24 protein-coding genes and 1 pseudogene are annotated in these 19,134 nt (G+C 53.6%); 6 read left to right on the forward strand and 19 right to left on the reverse strand.

Annotation, left to right across the window (positions count from 1 at the left end):
* Positions 1 to 18: 18 nt before the first annotated feature.
* The 7 genes from M0R70_13560 to M0R70_13590 form a co-directional block, all read right to left on the reverse strand.
* Positions 19 to 1,254 carry a competence/damage-inducible protein A gene (locus M0R70_13560; GenBank protein ID MCK9420392.1) on the reverse strand — a complete coding sequence of 412 codons (1,236 nt, stop codon included), beginning with the start codon at positions 1,252 to 1,254 and terminating at the stop codon, positions 19 to 21.
* Between the two features lie 211 nt (positions 1,255 to 1,465).
* Positions 1,466 to 2,026 (reverse strand): STAS-like domain-containing protein, encoded by a 561-nt coding sequence (locus M0R70_13565; GenBank protein ID MCK9420393.1) that lies wholly within the window; start codon positions 2,024 to 2,026, stop codon positions 1,466 to 1,468.
* A gap of 121 nt (positions 2,027 to 2,147) precedes the next feature.
* Positions 2,148 to 2,456 (reverse strand): hypothetical protein, encoded by a 309-nt coding sequence (locus tag M0R70_13570; GenBank protein ID MCK9420394.1) that lies wholly within the window; start codon positions 2,454 to 2,456, stop codon positions 2,148 to 2,150.
* A 38-nt stretch (positions 2,457 to 2,494) separates the two neighbouring features.
* Positions 2,495 to 3,208 (reverse strand): hypothetical protein, encoded by a 714-nt coding sequence (locus M0R70_13575; GenBank protein MCK9420395.1) that lies wholly within the window; start codon positions 3,206 to 3,208, stop codon positions 2,495 to 2,497.
* Between the two features lie 161 nt (positions 3,209 to 3,369).
* On the reverse strand, positions 3,370 to 3,909 hold the full coding sequence (locus tag M0R70_13580) for an ORF6N domain-containing protein (GenBank protein ID MCK9420396.1): 540 nt from the start codon (positions 3,907 to 3,909) through the stop codon (positions 3,370 to 3,372).
* A gap of 212 nt (positions 3,910 to 4,121) precedes the next feature.
* Positions 4,122 to 4,964: an ATP-binding protein gene (locus M0R70_13585; protein ID MCK9420397.1), complete on the reverse strand. Its 843-nt coding sequence runs from the start codon at positions 4,962 to 4,964 to the stop codon at positions 4,122 to 4,124.
* On the reverse strand, positions 4,961 to 5,425 hold the full coding sequence (locus M0R70_13590) for a phosphatidylglycerophosphatase A (GenBank protein ID MCK9420398.1): 465 nt from the start codon (positions 5,423 to 5,425) through the stop codon (positions 4,961 to 4,963). Before M0R70_13590 ends, M0R70_13585 begins: the two co-directional genes overlap by 4 nt.
* Before the next feature lie 277 nt (positions 5,426 to 5,702).
* Between M0R70_13590 and M0R70_13595 the strand changes: the two genes are divergently transcribed.
* From M0R70_13595 to M0R70_13605, 3 genes are read left to right on the forward strand one after another with little or no spacing between them, the layout of a single operon-like run.
* Positions 5,703 to 5,927, forward strand: a complete 225-nt coding sequence (locus M0R70_13595) for a sulfurtransferase TusA family protein (GenBank protein MCK9420399.1) — start codon at positions 5,703 to 5,705, stop codon at positions 5,925 to 5,927.
* Positions 5,928 to 5,943: 16 nt separating this feature from the next.
* Positions 5,944 to 6,483 carry a DsrE/DsrF/DrsH-like family protein gene (locus M0R70_13600; GenBank protein ID MCK9420400.1) on the forward strand — a complete coding sequence of 180 codons (540 nt, stop codon included), beginning with the start codon at positions 5,944 to 5,946 and terminating at the stop codon, positions 6,481 to 6,483.
* Positions 6,484 to 6,506: 23 nt separating this feature from the next.
* Positions 6,507 to 6,872 carry a DsrE family protein gene (locus M0R70_13605; protein MCK9420401.1) on the forward strand — a complete coding sequence of 122 codons (366 nt, stop codon included), beginning with the start codon at positions 6,507 to 6,509 and terminating at the stop codon, positions 6,870 to 6,872.
* Between the two features lie 68 nt (positions 6,873 to 6,940).
* On the opposite strand, the gene M0R70_13610 is transcribed toward M0R70_13605, so the two are convergent.
* The 4 genes and pseudogenes from M0R70_13610 to M0R70_13625 form a co-directional block, all read right to left on the reverse strand.
* The gene (locus tag M0R70_13610) at positions 6,941 to 7,528 is read right to left on the reverse strand and encodes a type I restriction enzyme HsdR N-terminal domain-containing protein (GenBank protein MCK9420402.1); all 588 of its coding nucleotides are present in this window, start codon (positions 7,526 to 7,528) and stop codon (positions 6,941 to 6,943) included.
* 153 nt (positions 7,529 to 7,681) lie between these two features.
* Positions 7,682 to 7,996 (reverse strand): annotated as a pseudogene (locus M0R70_13615) (co-chaperone GroES).
* A gap of 382 nt (positions 7,997 to 8,378) precedes the next feature.
* Positions 8,379 to 8,561, reverse strand: coding sequence for an SEC-C domain-containing protein (locus M0R70_13620; protein ID MCK9420403.1), 183 nt, complete (start codon positions 8,559 to 8,561; stop codon positions 8,379 to 8,381).
* Positions 8,562 to 8,775: 214 nt separating this feature from the next.
* Positions 8,776 to 9,327, reverse strand: coding sequence for a YaeQ family protein (locus tag M0R70_13625; protein ID MCK9420404.1), 552 nt, complete (start codon positions 9,325 to 9,327; stop codon positions 8,776 to 8,778).
* 252 nt (positions 9,328 to 9,579) lie between these two features.
* On the opposite strand from M0R70_13625, the gene M0R70_13630 reads away from it, so the two are divergent.
* Positions 9,580 to 10,389, forward strand: a complete 810-nt coding sequence (locus tag M0R70_13630) for a hypothetical protein (GenBank protein ID MCK9420405.1) — start codon at positions 9,580 to 9,582, stop codon at positions 10,387 to 10,389.
* Between the two features lie 10 nt (positions 10,390 to 10,399).
* Here the strand turns inward: M0R70_13630 and M0R70_13635 are convergent, their stop codons facing one another.
* From M0R70_13635 to M0R70_13650, 4 genes are all read right to left on the reverse strand, one after another.
* On the reverse strand, positions 10,400 to 11,137 hold the full coding sequence (locus M0R70_13635; protein MCK9420406.1) for an MBL fold metallo-hydrolase: 738 nt from the start codon (positions 11,135 to 11,137) through the stop codon (positions 10,400 to 10,402).
* Positions 11,138 to 11,691: 554 nt separating this feature from the next.
* A complete protein-coding gene (locus M0R70_13640) occupies positions 11,692 to 12,078 on the reverse strand; it encodes a hypothetical protein (GenBank protein MCK9420407.1) in 387 nt (128 codons plus the stop codon).
* 56 nt (positions 12,079 to 12,134) lie between these two features.
* Positions 12,135 to 12,512: a TfoX/Sxy family protein gene (locus M0R70_13645; GenBank protein MCK9420408.1), complete on the reverse strand. Its 378-nt coding sequence runs from the start codon at positions 12,510 to 12,512 to the stop codon at positions 12,135 to 12,137.
* 13 nt (positions 12,513 to 12,525) lie between these two features.
* Entirely contained in the window at positions 12,526 to 12,669 is a 144-nt protein-coding gene (locus tag M0R70_13650; GenBank protein MCK9420409.1) for a hypothetical protein, read from the reverse strand.
* A gap of 272 nt (positions 12,670 to 12,941) precedes the next feature.
* Here M0R70_13650 and M0R70_13655 point away from each other — a divergent pair, with 272 nt between their 5' ends.
* Together M0R70_13655 and M0R70_13660 are read left to right on the forward strand one after the other, a co-directional pair.
* Entirely contained in the window at positions 12,942 to 14,720 is a 1,779-nt protein-coding gene (locus M0R70_13655) for a DUF4388 domain-containing protein (GenBank protein ID MCK9420410.1), read from the forward strand.
* Positions 14,721 to 14,770: 50 nt separating this feature from the next.
* Complete coding sequence (locus M0R70_13660; protein MCK9420411.1) at positions 14,771 to 15,844, forward strand: PilT/PilU family type 4a pilus ATPase; 1,074 nt, start codon at positions 14,771 to 14,773, stop codon at positions 15,842 to 15,844.
* Positions 15,845 to 15,983: 139 nt separating this feature from the next.
* Here M0R70_13660 and M0R70_13665 read toward each other — a convergent pair whose 3' ends face one another.
* From M0R70_13665 to M0R70_13680, 4 genes are all read right to left on the reverse strand, one after another.
* Positions 15,984 to 16,535, reverse strand: coding sequence for an NAD(P)H-dependent oxidoreductase (locus tag M0R70_13665; protein ID MCK9420412.1), 552 nt, complete (start codon positions 16,533 to 16,535; stop codon positions 15,984 to 15,986).
* 98 nt (positions 16,536 to 16,633) lie between these two features.
* The gene (locus M0R70_13670; GenBank protein MCK9420413.1) at positions 16,634 to 17,620 is read right to left on the reverse strand and encodes an MBL fold metallo-hydrolase; all 987 of its coding nucleotides are present in this window, start codon (positions 17,618 to 17,620) and stop codon (positions 16,634 to 16,636) included.
* Positions 17,621 to 17,730: 110 nt separating this feature from the next.
* On the reverse strand, positions 17,731 to 17,913 hold the full coding sequence (locus M0R70_13675; protein MCK9420414.1) for a hypothetical protein: 183 nt from the start codon (positions 17,911 to 17,913) through the stop codon (positions 17,731 to 17,733).
* Between the two features lie 162 nt (positions 17,914 to 18,075).
* Positions 18,076 to 18,957: a diacylglycerol kinase family lipid kinase gene (locus M0R70_13680; protein MCK9420415.1), complete on the reverse strand. Its 882-nt coding sequence runs from the start codon at positions 18,955 to 18,957 to the stop codon at positions 18,076 to 18,078.
* Positions 18,958 to 19,134: the final 177 nt, after the last annotated feature.

Below are 19,134 nucleotides of genomic sequence, written 5' to 3' on the forward strand. Positions count from 1 at the left end.
TCGTCCTTCGTCCCTCGTCTATCCTATCAAATGTCTCCTCACCATATCCAGCGCCATCTGCGACGCCCTGATACGGACCTGTTCCCGCGTCCCGAGGAACCGGTGTTCAGCGATCTTGACCCCCTGCGCTGAAGCGAGCGCCGTGTAGACAAGCCCCACCGGCTTTTTTTGTGTCCCTCCGCCGGGGCCCGCGATGCCGGTAACGGCAAGTCCGAGTTCCGTGCGCGCGGCTTGTCGTATCCCCCGTGCCATGGCTTCCGCTACCTTGCCGCTGACCGCGCCATGCCGCTCGATGAGGTCCTGCGGCACGCCGAGCATCTCGGTCTTGGCAAGATAACTGTACACCACCACGCCGCGCTCGAAATACTCCGAACTTCCCGCAATGCTCGTGATCCGGCCGCCGATCATCCCGCCGGTGCATGATTCCGCGACCGCAAGTTTGAGCCTCCGTTGCTTCAGGAGAGCGCCGACCACCTCTTCAAGCTCCTGGCCGTCCACGCCGTACACCGCGTCGCCCAGCTTTTCCCGTATTCCCGCGTCGGTCCTTTCCGCCTGCGCCTGCGCCTGCTCGGCATTGGGCCCACGGGCGATGATGCGAATATCCACCCCGGTTTCCTTTGCGGTCAGACCCACAACCGGGACTCCGCGCTTCAGAATGTTCTGGATCGCCTGGTTCACGGCCGACTCGGACAGACCGCAGGTGCGCAATACCCGTCGCCGGATGAACGTCCTGCCGCCGAACCGCTCTTCAAGCACGGGCCGGAGGCCCGCGTCGAACATGGCCCGCATCTCAATCGGCACCCCCGGAAGAACCGCGATGAACAGCCCTTCCTCGTCAATGAAAAAACCCGGTGCAATGCCTACGGGGTTCTGAAGCAGCCTCGCGCCCGTCGGGATCAGCGCCTGCCGGTCGTTCGATGCGGCGAATTCTTTTCCCCTGCCGGCAAGTCTTGCGTGAATGGCCTTCAGCGCTTCATCGTTCAGCACCAGGCGTTTCTTGACGATCTTGGCGATCACCTTGCGCGTGATGTCATCCTCGGTCGGGCCGATTCCGCCGGTGATGATCGCTACTTCCACCCGTCCGAAAGCCCTCCGAAGCGCCTCTTCCATGTCCTGCTCGTCGTCCCCCACCACGGTCTTGAACGCGGTCTCAAGGCCGACGAGCATGAGCTCTTCCGAAAGGTAGAGGGAATTCGTGTCGAGCACGCCGCCCGACAGGAGTTCGGTGCCGGTGGCTATGATTTCAGCGCGCATAGAAGAATACCTTGATAAAGAATGGACAAAGGTTATTGTATCATCGTGTTGCACCCGACGTCAATTAAATTTGGCCCTCAGGAGACTGTTTAAAAAGTGTTTTAAGTGGTTCGACAAGCTCACCACGAACGGCTATAGATTTAAAATTCTATGATCCCTCCGTTCGCCCTGAGCTTGTCGAAGGGTGAACGAAGAGTTTTTCAACAACTTGTCAGAGGAGTTCGTAAGCCCATACCTTTCCATCACTGCGGGCCTCCTCAATTCGCTTCACAAGCCGCTTTTTGAAAAGGTTCAGAAGCCGCGTACCGCTCGTGTTCGCCTCAATTTTTTTAGCATCCGAGAGTTCTTTGGCTGTTACTCGTTTCTTTTTGACGATGAAGTCGAGCGTGTCCTTGAGATAATTATTGAGATTTCCCAAAACAACCCTGCTGCCGTCCCGCATCTCCGCCATGACCGCGAGGTCCTTTCGTTCGATGGCGACCTCGATGTTCTCTTTCTGGTTTTCGTTCAACCCCGCAAGGAGCAGGTACTTGTCCCCATATTCTCCGCCGAGGAGGCGCGACACGAGCTTTGTCACGATCTCGTCTGCGCAGGAATAGTCGATCACCCCGATCTTCGAGAAATCAAGGGCCACCACGGCGCCGTTCGGCTCATCTTTAATGTCCCGCTCGATCCGCTCCCGGATCGCCTGTCCCGAAGGCCGGGTGACAAGGTCCTTTGAGCCGTTACCGAGTTCTTCTTTTAAGAGTTTATAGAGGTCGTACTTGATCATTCCAGTTCCCGTTTCTCTATCTTCTTTCCCCGGCCCTGCCGGAGAAGGTCAGTAATTGAAATCAGTTTATTAACGATGAGGTGAGCCACCCAGCGAAGCGAGGATGGTTCGACTGTTTTCGTTAGATTTCAAAGTTGCGCTCACTCAACTCCTCGCAAACCCCATCCAATCCTGGGAATAAGGAACCTGCCGTGATGCCCATGTACCCGAGTTCACGGACGACTTGTTTGCGGTCGCGGATGGGGAGATCAATTGCCCAGAGGTACTTTTTGCCATCAGACTCTTTGGTCTTAATGTAAGATTCAATATCGTCGACATTCGTAACTGTTGAAGCCGCCTGTTGTGGAATCATCCTCTCATTTTCGATTGCGAGGAACTCTCCAATCGATAAATGAGGTCCAGCGGTCGCCAGCATGTGCAATTGATTCAAGTCGATTTTCCACTGGGCTTGATCGAATACGTGGATTCTTACCTTATCCGCTGGAACAGCTTCGGCGGCCTTATCATTTGAGATGCCACGATAGGCAAAGAACGCTGCAACATAGGGAGAATACGTCCAATCGAGTAGAGGCGTGGGATAACCATGGTGCTGAACCAAATTATAAAAAAAGCACCATTCTCATTTGGGTTTTCCAAATTGAAGACATGCTTTGTCCTTGCACTTAGATGCTTGTGCAGCACTTGAATGTCTTCATTTAAAAATCGCGTGAGATCGGCCCGGTTAGCACGATGAAACGATGTTCGCAAGCGCCACGGCTTGTTCTGACCACGAAAGAGGAATCTCCTCCCCTCCAGGCTAGCCACATATTCTTTGAATGCGCCCCATTCTTTGTTTTGTGCGACAAGTTCCGATGGTTTATCCGCCATAGACAGTGGCAACGTGCAGTTGCCTTTCGTACCGCTGTTGGTAGTCCACGAAAGTTTCAGAGAGTCGCTTTCCCAAGAACCATTTACATCAGCGTAGTTGGAAATACCTACGTTCTCTGTGTAGTGGTCCCGAATTTTGTCCGCGGAAGTAGGTATCCCGGGAGGATCAATCGGCAGAATCAAATCGGTACGAAATTGGAAATTCTTATTCTTGTTTTCAGTATGAAACCAGGCAGCGGTGCTGGGTAGTGTTTTATTGGTTTCGTTAAGATAAGCAACTCCCTGATAGTGCGATGAGCGCTCATCTATATTCACGATAATCACTCCTTCGCTGGAGCCGATATATCTTCCAATCCACTGTCCCCTCATATCTTGTGCCTACCTTTCATTTAGCCATCTATTATTCCAACGATTGCATGGTCGAATACCATTCACTTTCAGGTGATTCACTCATGGCTCGCTGCATTCAATCTTACCTACATTGTTTTGTAGGTTGCCCGGCTTTCCTTGATTAGGAATCCGATCTTCCGTTTGGGCTTTTCCTCTATCGCCATAAGCTGTCGTATAGCCTCGAATACGATCTGGAACTGGCCGTCGTATTTCTTTTCGAGCTCATCGAGTTTCCGCGCCAGATCCTTGTGCGATGCGATCATCTCCCGAAGTTTCACAAAGGCCCGAATGATGAGGATATTGACTTCTATCGCGCGATCGCTGTTCAGCACGCTTGAGAGCATGGCAACGCCCTGCTCCGAAAAGGCATAGGGCAGGTATTTCCGGTGCTTTCCTCGCCCTTGCTTTAAGGTCACAAATTGTGACCTTAAAGCCTTGTCCTCATCTTCGCTCAACTGAAACATGAAATCAGAAGGAAAGCGTTTGATGTTCCGCTTTACCGCCTGATTCAGCACTTTGGCCTCCACGCCGTATAACTCCGCCAAGTCGCCATCGAGCATGACTTTCTGCCCTCGTACTAGAAATATTTTGTGCTCTATCAATTCAGCAGTGACTATCGGTTTCATAACATCCATCTCCAGCCCCTATGCAAAAAGAGAAATTTCCCCTCACCCCGACCCTCTCCCCGAGGGGGGCGAGGGAGTAAAGACGTATGGTTCAATTGAATCAATTGAACCATAAATGAGCGGATTTGTCAAGGGGAAATTTCAGAAAAAAATGCTGGATGGATTCCCGCTTTCGCTGGAATGACGAAAAGACATCTTTAAAAAAATAAAAATCACACTTCAGGCAGCATGATATTTATCTGGCTGCCGGGGAAGGCTCTGAGATTCGTTTCCTTCGCCTTGCCCCTGGCCCATGCGGGAATAAGAGAAAGTCTGGCCGTTCCCGAGCGGATGGAGAGCTTGCCCTGCCATTGTTCAACGAACCGCCGGACAGCGGCGAGGCCGTGTCCCCTGCCCTCGTCTTCGTACCGGGAAGCGCCGTGAAGGAACGCTTTCTCGATGGCATCGAGATCGCCTCGCAGCTTGAAACGTTCTGCCAGAGATTTTCGAAATCCGATGCCCACGTCCATGACCGCGATCTTGACGACATTCTTATTCATGCTTTGGAACCGGTATTTCTGGATGCCAACAAATCCCTTATTCTCGCTGTGCTCGGTTACGTTCTGGCAGACTTCGGAGAGTGCAACGATAAAATTGTTTATCGCCCGGTCGTCGTAGTGCAGGTGGGTCGCGAGGATGGCCTGTGCGCGTTCCCTCACCGTGCCGACGATGGCATGGATGTCGTTCGATCGTTCGATGGGCGTGATCTCGAGAAGCACGTCCGATTCCGGGGTCCGGATTTTTTGATTGGTGGGTTGACATGGGGACTGGTCGAGGGAAAAATACCGGCGCGCGTGGGTGAAAAAATCCATCCGTTCGAGATACGCGCATACCTCGCCGGACTGTGGGAGCAAAACCGTTTTTTTCACGTCTTCGAGCATGCAGAGCTCGCCGATCTCAAGGAGTCCCAGCATGCCGTAGGGATCGATAAAGGTCACGTCACGGAGGTCGATCTGCTCGGAGGTAATAAAGGACTGGAGGGTCTGTTCAAAGGTCTCTTCGGTTATCTGGTTCATCGGGAAATGAGAAGCGCCACAATCTGGAGCACGATATTAGTATACACGCCCGCCCCAACGTCGTCGAGCATCACGCCAGGGCCTCCATGCAATTCCTCCAGACGCCTGAGAGGCCAGGGTTTTATGATATCGAACACTCTGAAGAGCAGAAAACCGGAGACGATAAAGAACCAGCGCGGTGGAACCATGAACATTGCTATAAGAAACCCGGCGATCTCGTCGATCACGATCGAGGGGCTGTCCGTTCGGCCAAGCATGATCTCCGTGTGACCGGCAGCCCACATCCCGACGAGGGTTACGAGAACGCAGACAGCAAGATAGTGCCCGGGAGGCAGACCCTTCATCCCCAGGTAGAGAAATACCCCGACGACCGTCCCCGCTGTTCCGGGGGCGACCGGAGCTCTCCCCGCGTAGGCTCCCTGCGAAATAAAAAGGATGATATTTCTCGCTGCCCTGTTCATCTGCCTCTATTCATCGAAATTTCGGTTATTTTAGCATCAGGGCAAGCTTACCGTCAAGGTTTGTTTTGGCGCGCGGTTGTAAAAATATTTTCATCTGGTATATACATCGTACGGCCAATAAGGTATAATAAACAAAATACGGCCTGCACTGAATTGCCGTTGCGTGCGCTCGGCGACAGGGGGAAGTTGCCACCCAAGGGAAAATTGCAGTAGCTTTTTTTCTGAAAAACTGATAATAATAAACCAAGAGCGGTAACTACTCAAGGAAGGAGGATATATGGGGAAAACAATTTTAAATTTTAGAGGGATGTCCTGTCCCATGCCGGTCATCAAGCTGTCGATGGCAACAAGAAAAGGGGCGCCCGGCGACGTCTTCGAGGTCATCTGCGACGACGCGGCGTTCGAACCCGACATCACGGCATGGTGCAATGAGACGGGGAACGTGCTCAACGGTATTACGAAGTCCGGCAAGGACATCACTGCGACGATCACTAAAAAATAACTATTAAGGAGGAAGCATGGAGCAGAACGATTTGGCAAAAACGGTACGGGAACTGGAAAGCCGACTCGCGAAACTCGAAAAGAACAGCTCCCAATTGACCATGGTGCTCTTCAGCGGAGACTTCGATAAGGTCTTTGCCGCCTTCATCATTGCGACCGGGGCCCTGGCCATGGGGAAAAAAGTCTCCATGTTCGTTACCTTCTGGGGGCTCGACGCCATAAAAAAACCGGTCATCAATACCGCGGGAAGAAAGCTTCTCGAGAAGATGGTCCTCTGGATGAGGCCCAAAGGCCCGCTCAAGCTGGGGACCTCAAAGATGAATTTTGGCGGCATCGGCCCGCGCTTGTTCCGCTACATGATGGGCAAAAAGAACGTTGAACCTCTTCAGTCCCTGATCGGGATGGCACAGGAAATGGACATCAAGATCATCGCCTGCCAGATGTCCATGGACGTGATGGGCATCAAAAAAGAGGACCTGCTCGACGGTATCGAGATCGGCGGCGCGGCAACGTTCCTGAATGATTCTTTCCGTTCGAATACTACGCTGTTCATTTAATTACCACAAGAGAGGCAGAACCCATGAAAAAGATCGTGTATATTTTAACCCACGACCCCCAGTCGCGAAAGGAGCTTGTCTCGAGCGTCTTTGCGCAGGCGTTGACGGCACTGAGCTTCGGATACGATTGCGAAATGTTCGTCCTGGATAACGGCATCAAGCTGTTCCAGACGGAATATATAAAAGGGATCAAAGCGGCGACATTCGACCCGCTGGCTGAACTGATCCAGCATTATCAGGACATGGGGGGCAGGCTGTATGGCTGCAATCCCTCCATCGCGTCCCACGATATATCGACCGAGAGCTGCATTGGCGGGATTAACGGCTATGTGAATGCGTCACACCTGATCGAAAGCTCCGTGGCTGCCAACGCGGTCTTTACGTATTAATACGCAGTAGTGAGAACAATCCCGGGACACCGGGAGGCGGGGCATACAAGAACGCAGGTAGGTATTGTCTATTCTTCGCGGGCAACAGGCCCCTTGATGGAAACGCCGCCATCCGCGCCCTGCGGCACACAACAGCGTATGGCGTCAAAGGCCAGCAGAATTCGCTTTTCCTTCTCAATCCGATCCAGCGGGAGCGGTTGGGAAGAAGATTCTGAAAGCATCCGGATGATCCGGTCCCTGACGGGAATAGCGCCGAACCCTTCTCCCACAACCTTGCCTGTCGCAACATCCAATACTTCCACGTTCACGGGGTCCGCCACTACCGCAATAGGCACGGGCGGTGATCCGATCAGCCGGGCAATGGCCACTGCCTGGCGTTCCCGTGAATCAAGTGAGCCCGCGGCGCACTTGATGACCATGGCTTTCTTCCCCGAGATCGAAATAAGAAAGTCCACGGAAGAATACATCGTTTCCTGGCCGAGTTTTACCTCGAATACCACCCTCTTCTCGATGTCCTCCGGCAGGTATCCCTTTTTCTCCACCAGCAGATAAGAGACCACCTTTCTCGCCTCGGCAGCCAGGCTCTCGCCGTCCTCCAGCTCCTGTTCAAGGATGGACTGGATCTTTTTCTCCCGTATAACGGACTCGTCTTCCATATGAGCCTCTGTCTGCTATTTTTTCTTTCCCGTCTTTTTGACTGTTGCTTTTTTCGTTTTTTGCACCTGAGCGGGGACTTTTTTCACAAGCGCTGTTGCCCCCCGCGCGGATGTGGACGCCGGGATCTGGAGCGGTTTCCGGTCCTCGCCCGACAGAGTACCAAGGATGTCCCGCTCACGCACAAGGACCAGGTCCTCATTACCGATGGTATACGTCTGGCCTGCATAGCGCTCATAGAGCACCAGGTCGCCGGGCTTCACCGTCGTGGGAATGAACTTTCGATCTTTTTTTTCGATCTTCTTCTTGCCGTATTTCTCTTCCTCGTACGCGCCGGGCCCGATCGCCTCAACAACCCCTTCCTGCGGCTTTTCCTTCGCGCTATCCGGAATATAGAGCCCTCCCGCGGTCTTCTCCGCCGCATCGGACGGCCGTACAACAGCCCAATCATTCATCGGTTGCAACTTCATGGCATTCCTCCTTCTCGAATAAGCATCAGTGAAGCCATTATACGGTAAAAAATCACCTCTGTCAAAAGGTAAGGGAGTGGCGGAAAAGATGAGATGTCAAGCCGCAATAGGCTGTTGAAAAACCATTGTGATGTGTCATCCTGAACGAAGTGAAGGATCTCAAGTATTGGGAAAGGCAAGATTCTTCGCGGAGTCTATCCTGAGAAACTCCGAGATCCTTCGTTTCACTCAGGATGACGAATCGAAGGACTCAGAATGATATCTTCTGTGATTTTCGACTTTTTCAACAGCCTGATTACGGATAACATGCCTGTTTACATCAACGGTTTGACCCCGCTGCTGCAACTGTCTGCAATGGGCTGAACTCAGCTCACTTGGTGCTTCACGTGGGGCCGCAGTTGATGGCACACATTTTCGCCGCCTTTTTATCGTCCTCAGGCTCATGGCACTTCTTGTACTTCTTCCCGCTGTTGCACCAGCAGGGTTCGTTCCTGCCCGGCCGCACCTTCGGGACACCCTCGTCCTTGCTGCTGAACAATGTTCCCAGCTTTTCGATAATCCCCATTTGCGTGTCCTGCCTTCCTGAAGGTCTGATCTCCCCGATCGTGTACGACAAATTACGAGCCGCAACGGGTGCATCAATATCCCCCTGGTCACTTCGTTATATTGTAAACCAATGCCCGTGAATGGCGCAAGAGGTAATAAGAACAGGGGAAGAGCTTTATTGCTGAAAATAACTGAAGAAGAATAATCATTGACCGCGACATGCCATTGACCTATCAGGTAGGCGACAAGACCGTTGCGTTCGTCAGGTCCAGGTGCACGGTTTCCTGGTCATCGGTCACCCATACCTGGCCATCCTGAATAGTGAATTGAAGTTTCATGCTGCGCTTCGCCAGCCTGGCGAGGGCCGCGGGAGCGCCCGCGGGCAAGTTTATTACAGCCAGGTTCCTCAAGCGTTCGAGGCTGTTCTTGATCTGGTTCAGCCACACGTCAACACCGTGGCCGCCGTAGGCGAAGATGAATACCCGGGACGCGCGTCCGCAGGCCTTGCGAATGCGTTTCTCGTCGGGTTGACCCACGTCGATCCAGACCTGGATCGCGCCGGTCAGGTCCTTTTGCCAGAGTGAGGGCTCATCATCGTTTCCGATGCTGTCGGCAAAGACCAGCGCCTCATCGGCGTGCAGGGCAAAGGCCAGAAGGCGCACCATCATGCGCTCGTCGGTCTCGGACGGGTGGCGGGCGATGGTAAGGCTGTGATCTCCGTAAGAGTTGCGATCCATATCGGAGATCTGGAGCTCTGCTTTGAATATCGTGGATTTCAGCGCCATGTCGTCCTTAATAAGAAAGGATCCTTGAACAAATCGGGAACAGTACGGTAAATCATCCGGCAAGGCATTCGGGATTTACGAGAACATCATAGCAGTCTCTCCCGAAATATCCAATAGTTATATGTCATACCCGACAGAATCGATTTTCTTTGTTCCTTTGGGAACAAAACCCATCCTTACCTTGTCTCATGAGGTAGAAACGACAAAGACAATTGTCTTTGCTACCTCACCGGGACAAGAAAGGAAAACACAATGAGAAACACAGTGATCGGCATCATCATGGCAGTACTCGTATCAGCAGCACCGGTATTCGGGCATGGCAGGGCCCCTCTCGCGGGAGGCGTCTCCGTCGAGATCATTTCGGACAACGGCAGCGTGTACCGGGACTTCCCCGCTTCAGACCGCTGGAAACACGAAACCCGCGTCATCAAAAAGTATCTCGAGGCAAAAAAAGGCGAGAACTACGGGGTCATGATCAGGAACAATTCGCCGGAACGCCTCGGCGTGGTCATTGCCGTTGACGGGAGGAACATCATTACCGGATCACGATCGGACCTCAGGAACAATGAGACGATGTACATTGTGAACGCCTATGAGCACGTGCGATACGACGGGTGGAGGACCACGGACAGCGAGGTCCACCGGTTCTACTTTACCGAGCCCGCGGACTCCTACAGCATCCGGACCTTTGCCGATTCATCGGCCATGGGCGTGATCGCCGTCGCGGTGTACCGACAGAAGGATCGGTCGCAACCACTGTACGATATGAGCAGAAATGAGGCAGCGCCGTCAGCACCTTCAATGGACAGTGCAGCGCGAAAAAAGGGAAAAGCGCTTGCCGGCGAGAGCGCGGGAACGGGTTTCGGCGACCCGACCTATTCTCCGGTGGTGCGGGTCGAGTTCGAACCCGAGAGCGCCCCGGTCCAGAAGACCCTGGTCAAGTATGAGTGGCGGGAAACGCTGTGCAAAAAAGGCATTCTTGACTGCGGCCAGGAGAGGACGAACAGGTTGTGGGACAATGACGGGTACGCGCCCTATCCTCCGGGATTCCCGAGGAGTTGAAGGGGTTGAGCTACTCCATCTTCCGGATGCGCACTTCGATCCCCTTGTGGTCCTTCAACAGCGCCATGAGCAAAGAGGTGTCGGTGGACCCGTAGTGGTAGGGATAGAGGATCTTCGGCTGGACCATCTTTGCAGCGGCGGCGGTCATTTCCGGGGTCATGGTATACGGCAGGTTCATCGGCAGGAACGCGATGTCTATGTTCTTGAAACCTGCCATCTCAGGGATGTTCTCCGTATCCCCGGCCACGTACACCCGCTTGTCGCCGAAGGCCATGATGTACCCGTTCCCCGCGCCCTTGGGATGAAAAGGCTCTCCCGTATCGCGCTTGTGGACGATATTGTAGGCTGGTACGGCCTCGATCGTGACACCTTCGACGATCTGCACGTCGTTGTTCTTCATGACGATCCCGCCCGGGAACTGCTTTGCGGCAGTCCCGGTCAGCACGACCTTTGTCTTTTCCGTTCGGATCTTCCCGATCGCGGCAGGATCAAGGTGGTCTCCATGCTCGTGAGTGATGATGATGACATCGGCTTTGGGAAGTGTCGCATAATCCGCGAGTTTGCTGAACGGATCGACATGAAATATTTTGCCGTTAAAGGAGAAGATCAGCGACGCATGGCCGATGAACGTTATCTTCAGGTCGCCGGAGGAGGTCTTGATCACGTCGGTCGGGAACTGCCCTGCCGCATTCGTTGATGCGGCGGACAGCAGGACAAGAAGCATTGTTGAAAAAAATAGTTTGTTCATACAAAATCTCCTCAAACCTATGGGGATCAGGATATATCCGCGGATGCCGCAGATATCGCAGGAACATCCCTCTCCCCGATAATACGTTACATGATCCTATTTTTCGCCAGTTACTTTTTTAGCGCCCCGACACCGGGGACAGACGCTTTTCCCCATGCCGTGACAACTTGGACAAGATCGTTGACTTGCATTCGTACTTGACTGCCTTCCTTGCCCGTGACAAACAAGACACGTTATGGAACCATTACCGCCGCATGCCGGACATAATATCATTGATGTTTTATCTGCCATTTGCCACCCTCCTTGATCTTTGATCAACCGATCGCTATCATGATAAGCCCATAGGGCCAATTCTTGCCAGGTTGTTGAAAAACACTTAGTTTACCCTTCGACCCTTCGGCAAGCTCAGGGCTCAGGACGAGCGGAGCGTATATTGAATTTATTCGTATTTATCCGTTCGTGGTGAGCCTGTCGAACCACAAAAAGACTTTTTCAACAGCCTGTTGCGGCTTGACATTCCCTACGCTACAGGCTTATACGGATGCGCGTTGTCCCTAACGTTGTTTTCCTTCACTCCCCGGCAGCTTGCACTGGGGATTTTCCATCCCTTTGTTCCAGGGCAACTGCTTCAACACCAGCGCGATCCCGCAGCGGTCGAAGAATACCACCATGGCCGTGCCCACGATCAATAGCGCGTAGCAGTAAACCCGCCCCGCATCCCAGAGACCGAGCAGCGTGTAGGCGAAGTAGGCGATCCGCACCTGGGAAGGAAAGGACACCGCGCTGCCGGTCCGCATGGCAATGGTGACCGCCTGTACGGCGCTCACGATCATGACCCCGGCGTAGCCCGGCGTCCAGCCGACAACGGCCGCTACGATCAGTACCAGCGTGACCGTCCAAAACCACCATTCAATGCTCGTCAAGTCCATCTTGATCTTCATAAGGCAACCTCTCCCCCGCCGCGAGTGACCGCAAAGCCATCCGGATCCGGGGTCATTTACGCATTATATTCCCTCAACGTCTTCGTCTTCTTCGCTCTTCCCTTCCCCTTCTTCTCCGGCAGCGACAGCGCGAACCGTTTCCCCGCGTCGATCCATTTCGCCAGGCCGGCAGCGCTCTTCCACCCCGCTTCCTGCACCATGACCCAGCCGCTCATCGGCCTGCCGGTGATGTCAAAGGGCTTTACGTTCCGCCCCGTGAGGCTCTTCTCCGCCAGGTCCCTGTCCATGCGAACGATCAGGCTGTCCTTATGGATGCCGAAGGCCATATTGCCCTTGAGCAGGTAGCAGACGCCGCCGAACATCTTCTTTTTTTCAACGTTCCGCCATTCCTTCGCAGCAGCGTCGATCTTGTCTTCGAGGTTTTGGTTATACATCCTGGATTCCCCGTTATTTGCCGCCCATCAGCCAATCCAGCAGGAACCATGCGCCCACCAGTCCCGCGATGAGGATGATCGTATTCAGGATGTTCCGAAAGCCATGGCTCTTTTCAGGGTCCGGCGGTTCAGATGATGTTAGTCCGTTCTTTTCCATCGTGGTTTCTCAAGGAGTGTCCTGCGGAAGCGCAAATTATTCTTCGAGCATGTGTACCCTGGCTTGTTCTCATGAGGGTCAGTCGCAATGAGAAAGACCTATGCCTGAAGGTTTCTGTTGTTTGTTGAAGAGTATACGCCCAGTGAATATTTTGTCAAGCTCCGGCCGACCCTCGATTGCCCTTGATTCTTATCCCCGGTCAATATATAATTCAAAGTAATGCAATGAGCGAATTCATCCAGATTATATACAATACCGGGGATTAGGAGAACATGGCGTTTACCGGAGATTTAGAACATCTGAACATAGTGGACATCATCCAGTTGATCCACGCGACGCGCCAATCGGGCATTTTTTCCGTTAAGGGGATCAACGGGGAGAGCAGGATTGTTTTCAGCGCCGGGAATATTGTCGGCGCAAATCATATCGACAACAGTGTTCGCATCGGGACCGTCCTGGTGAAAACGGGCGCCATAACGATCGACGATCTCAAGCAGGCAATGGGCGTCATGAAGAATGCGCATAAGAACCGCATGCTGCTTCTCGCCACCCTGGTGCAGATGGGCACGCTGAAGCGGGAAGACGCCCTGAGAGGATTGAAAAAGCTGGCCGAGTTGACGATCGTTGAGCTGATGAGCTGGACAAAGGGCACGTTTACGTTCGACACGGATGCGATCGTCGTTTCTTCCGAAGGAGGGCAGGATTTGGGAGTTGATGCACAGATGGTTCTGATGGAGGCGCTTCGCTTCTCCGACGAGCGGGAACGCGACCGCCGGGAAGGAAAAGGAGTGCCTTCCTTTGTGGCGATCTATCCCGATGTCCTTCCCGAGGAAAACGCCGGTGAACCAAAAGGAGAACGTTCGTCCGTTACCGCGGATGATCTCGGGCTTGCCGACCTCGACCGGCTTGAGAAGAAGATAGCCCGGCCTGTTTCTGAAATGGAAGTCTTTGATCCGGTCGAGATCCAGCGCCGGAAAATAAAGGAACTGCTCACGGGTTTTTCTTCTGATGAGCAGGAGGCCTTTATTTCTTTTCTGGGGAAATCCCTGGTCCGAAAGGTCGGGCCCGACGATAAGGGGAAACAGGCCGACAAGGCCATCGTCCTGTTCAGCCGTGATACGCTGATCATTCATTCAGTTATGTCTCTCTGCAACGATGAGGGAGTGCTCGTATTTTCGACGGACGACGAAAAGGATCTCGACCGGATGGTATCGCAGTGCCTCTTGTCCGCGAGAATGCCGGTCGTTGTCTTCGACAATCCCCTGAAAACAGAGAACGGGTTTTCCCGGGAAAAGATCGCCGGCATGAGGAATCAGGTGAGGGGAAAATACTCCGCGGTTCCCGTTCTTCAATTCGCCTCTCCTCAGGACAGTGATTTCATCCTTCAATCGTACCATGACGGCGTGACGGCTGTTCTCCCCAAGCCGTCGAAAGAGGACCGGAGACAAACGTACATCCAGGATATGATAAAGTTCCTCGACGCGTTCAAGTCGTATGTCAATAGTTTTCAGTACGGACACGATGATGCTGATATCTACGGCAAGAAGCTGAAAGACGGCATCACGTCGCTTCGCGGGATCACCAACCCTGCCGATGCGCTCCTCGTGGTTCTCACGGCGGTGTCCGAGACGTTCGAACGCGCGGTCACGCTTGTCGTCCGTGGTTCGGAATTGATCGGGGAACGGGCCATGGGGGTCGGTTCCGTGAAAAGCAGGGGGCCGGCTTCGGCGGCAGGGCTGAAGGTCCAGCTTTCCAAGCCTTCGGTGTTCCGTGACGTTTTTGAAAAAGGGCGGGCCTATTATGGAGAGGGCGGCGATGAAACGCTCAGGACATTTTTTACGGAAATAGGCATGCCGCTGCGGCCCGCCATCGTTCTGCTGCCCTTGATATGCGATCGAAAGGTCGTAGCGATGATCTACGGGGATTTCGGGCAGAAAGAGGCGTCTCCCGTGCGGCTCGATATGTTCGAGATCCTTTCCCTGCAAGCGGGCATTGTTCTGGAATATGCGATCTTCCGCAAACAGGTTACGAAAGCGGCGCAAAATCCATAGATCCCGGGATGTGTCTTCGACTCTGATAAAACGCGGAGGAACAAGTCGCCATGAATATCGCAATATTTAACCAGATCCTTCACATCGCATTCGAAAAAAAGGTCTCGGATATCCATTTTGAGGTCGACAACCCGCCGATGTTCCGGGCGCGCGGTCATCTTATACGCTCCAAGATCGAGAACCTGACAAAAAAAGATACTGAGTTCGTCGCAAACGCGGTTATGGAGCAGCACAACCGGAAGCTGCCCGAAGACTTGAAGGAATTCGATACGTCCTACACGCTGGCGAATGTCGGCCGCTTCCGGGTGAGCATCTTCCGTCAGCGCGGCAATCTCGGCGTTGTTATGCGCGTGATACCTCACCAGATCGGCACGTTCGCGGAGCTGAATCTTCCGCCGGTGCTCGGCAAAATCGTGCAGGTTCCGAACGGACTGATCCTCGTCACCGGGCCGACCGGCAACGGCAAATCAACGACGCTTGCTTCGATGATGAGATTTATCAATGATAATTTCGATTACAATATCATTACGATCGAGGACCCGATCGAGTTCCTGTTCACTTCGAACAAAAGCTGTATCATCCAGCGGGAGGTGGGCATCGATACGGATAATTTCAGCGTCGCGCTGCGGTCCGCAATGCGCATGAATCCGGACGTCATCATGGTCGGAGAAATACGGGATCTCGAAACAATAGACGCCTGCGTGAAGGCCGCCGAGACGGGGCACCTGGTATTGTCCACGTTTCACACCCAGAATACGGCTTCGTCCATCAACCGTATCATTGGTTATTTCCCGCCTCAGGCGCAGGAGAATGCCAGGAGCAGGCTGGCGGAGAGCCTTGTCGCGATCATTTCGTTGCGGCTGGTGCGAGGGAAAAACGAAGAATCGGTCCTGCCGGTCCTTGAAGTGATGTATGCGACATCCACCATCAAGGCGTGCATCAGGGACAATCACCTCGACGAGATCGAGCAGTATATCGAAAAAGGACGCGACGAATACGGCATGCAGTCAATGGACCAGCATCTCATTCAGCTCTGCAAAGCGGGCCTCATAACGCTCGATGAGGCGAAGCGCATCTCTCACTCGAAAGACCTTGAGCGAAAGCTCACGTACGGTGAATCATAGGATAAGGTAAGTATCCCCTCCTCCGCTCCGGCACGTTTCCCATCATGAGCGGCAGTTGAATGATCTGTCTTGAACCCGGGGGATAGCCTCCCTGCGCTATGCCCTCTGCATTTTGCAGAGACCCTGCCCCCTGCCTCCTCTACGTGTTAATTTCAACCCACGACGCAAAGGCGCGCATAAACGTCTGCGCGAATTCCCGGGTCGCTTCATTGACGATATTGCCGTTCTCGTCGAAGAGGTTCGCGGCCTGCCCGATGTAAGCTTCCGGCTGTTGCATGGTCGGCACATTAATAAACACCAGCGATTGTCTCAGGTGATGGTTCGCGCCGAAACCGCCCAATGCGCCGGGTGAAACGCTCACGACGGCGCCCGGTTTTCCAGCCCACGCACTTTTGCCATAGGGACGGGAACCCACATCAAGAGCGTTCTTGAGCGCTCCCGGAACCGATCGGTTGTACTCAGGCGTGACAAACAGAACACCGTCAACATTTTTTATATGTTCACGGAACTCGGTCCAGGCAGGCGGCGGATTGTCATCCCTGTCCTGATCGTAGAGCGGCAGTCCTCCGATCTCGATAATTTCGAGTTTGAGAGAACCAGGCGATAGCGTCATCAGCGCCTTTGCCATTTTGCGATTCAGTGATTCCTTTCGAAGGCTTCCTACAAGAACAGCGATCTTTTTCTGTGCCATTGCATCCTCCTTGCCTACCGTAAAGCGATTCCGCCCTTGAGATAAGAGTGGTTATCCACCCTGCCTGAGCTTTTAACTTTGACCTTATCACTCCATCCTTATTTCACTTCCTCCCACCAGTTCCGATTGGTAATGGGCTTGTCAATATCCACGAGTTCTCCAATTATCGGCGTAATGATCCGGACCTCGTTTTGCTTCGCTGCTTTCACGGCCCGTATGATCGGCTCATCCCATGCGTGAAGGGCCAGCGTAAATGTTCCCCAGTGGACCGGCAAAAGCATCTTCCCTTTTACTTCGATATGTCCTTTCACCGCTTCTTCCGGCTTGACATGGATATATGGCCATTTGTCTGCGTAAGCGCCGATCTTGATGAGCGTCAGATCAAAGGGCCCATACTTGTCACCAATGGCCTTGAAATGGCCCGCATATCCCGTGTCCCCGCTGAAATACAGTTTCCTTGTTTCACTCAGCACGATCCATCCCGCCCAGAGCGTGTTATTTCTGCTCAAGAGCCCCCTGCCTGAAAAATGCCGCGCCGGAACACAGATGAATTTCAGTGTTCCGAACGTGGATTCCTCCCACCACGTTAATTCCCTGATCTGCCCCGCAGGAACGCCCCATTTCCGCAAATATGCGGCAACCCCGGCGGGAACAAAGAAAACCGCCCCGGACCGCGAAAGCGATCTGATCGAATCCTTATCCAGATGATCATAGTGGTCATGCGATAGTACAACGGCATCGATCCCCTTCAGTGCATCCGCGCTGACCGGAGCTTTGCTGAATCTTTTCACGAACCCGGGAACGGGTGAGGCGTATCGGGAGAAGACCGGATCAATCAGCACCCGGTGACCGCTGATCTCGATAAGGACCGTTGAATGCCCCAGCCATCGGACCGTCAGCCCGTCGGCCGGTTTCCCATTCAAAGAATCCTTGTCCAAAAGGACAACCGGTATTTCACCCCCGGGTCTTTGACGTTCCCCCCCCTTTATCCATTTCCAGATTTCCGATGCCATGCCGCCTTCAACGAACATCGGGGTCGGCAGCCAGTTCTCATATTTGCCGTCGTTATTTATCGGTGCGATCAAGGGTGCTCCTTCAGAAGATGCATTTCCGGCATAAACGACAGGCGAACACGCCGCGTTGAACAGGAGAAGTAAGATGAAAAGCGGCTCAAGGGCCGTCCATCCCTTTCCCATCACGGTTTGATATAGGCATTCAGGCCGATGATGACCGGCTTGTCATTTACTTTGGCGGTGGTGACAATATTTCCCCGCGTGCTTGCAACGACAAGGGTCTTGCCGGATGCCGACGGAGTCGGAGTTTCCAGATCAATTTCGATAGAGAGCTTGTTGTCCTTGATCTCAACTTTCATTGCCATTGGCTTTTCTCCTTTTCTGATCGCGACGGTGGGTCCGGCGCGCTTCTCAAATAACCGGCCACCTCTCGTGTCTCATTATAATTTCCCCGCGCAACGGGTGAATAGATTCAACAACGATATAGTATGTCCCCAAAGATGAAGATGGGTGACCCTCAAGGTCCTCTAAAGGTTCCCGATCACGATGAGAGCTCGCGGGACCACTTCGATCTCGTACCTATTGTCCGGCGAGGTAAATATCTCGCCGTCAACATGGACAGGCACCGGGACCTCACTCCTGACCATAAGCTTCGACGTCCGTCTGAGCTTCGCATATTTCACCCGGTCTATGGTGCCGAGAAAGACCTTGGGCAGATGCCATAACAGCGCCAACAGCCCCAGCGGGCCCACGATCGTCACGTCGAGGAGCCCGTCGTCCACCTTCGCGTGTGGCGTAAGCTTGAATCCGCCGCCGCAGGTCGTGCCGTTCCCGATGCTCAGGAGAAATATTTTCTGTGAAATCTCCTCATTGTTCAGCGTGATCGTGACCGGGACAGGATCGAACCTGCCGAGCACCCGCGCCAAAGCGCAAACATACAGCCAGAGTCCGTGCCTGGAGTGATTGATCCTGTAGCTCTCTGCGTTGACCGCGGCATCGAACCCGATCCCCACGCCGTTGGCAAAGTACATGTCGTTGATCCGGCCCGCGTCGATGGTCCTCGTCGCGCCCCGGAGGACCACGTCCACGGCCGACTCGATGTTGTTCGGAATATGCAGGGACTTGATGAAATCGTTTCCAGACCCCATGGGGATTATGCCGAGGGGTTTCCCGGAATAGAGCATCCCAGGAACAACGTCGTTCACCGTGCCGTCGCCGCCCACCACGATGATCGCATCGAAATCAGGCGCCGCGCGCCGGGCGATCGCTGCGGCGTCCCTGGGTCCTTTGGTCAGTTCGAGGTCAAAGAGAACGCCCTTTTTCTTCAGGACCTCCACTACCTTCAGGACCGCTTTCCGTGCCTTGCCCCTGCCCGCCGCCGGGTTCGCAATGAGCTTATAGTTCATCATGCGATGGTATGATTAGCTCCCCTCCCCTGGTATCCCTGGTATTGCCTGGTGTCACCCATTTGAAGGCTCCCTGTCAAGTGAAAAAGCCCACCCTGTGACGAGAAAATGAAATTTTCTCGTCGATGTTTTTCCGCAGTCAGCAACATCCATACAATTGCCGTAGTTTCATTCTGTTTC

Source organism: Nitrospirota bacterium, from assembly GCA_023229435.1.
Lineage (GTDB): Bacteria > Nitrospirota > UBA9217 > UBA9217 > UBA9217 > JALNZF01.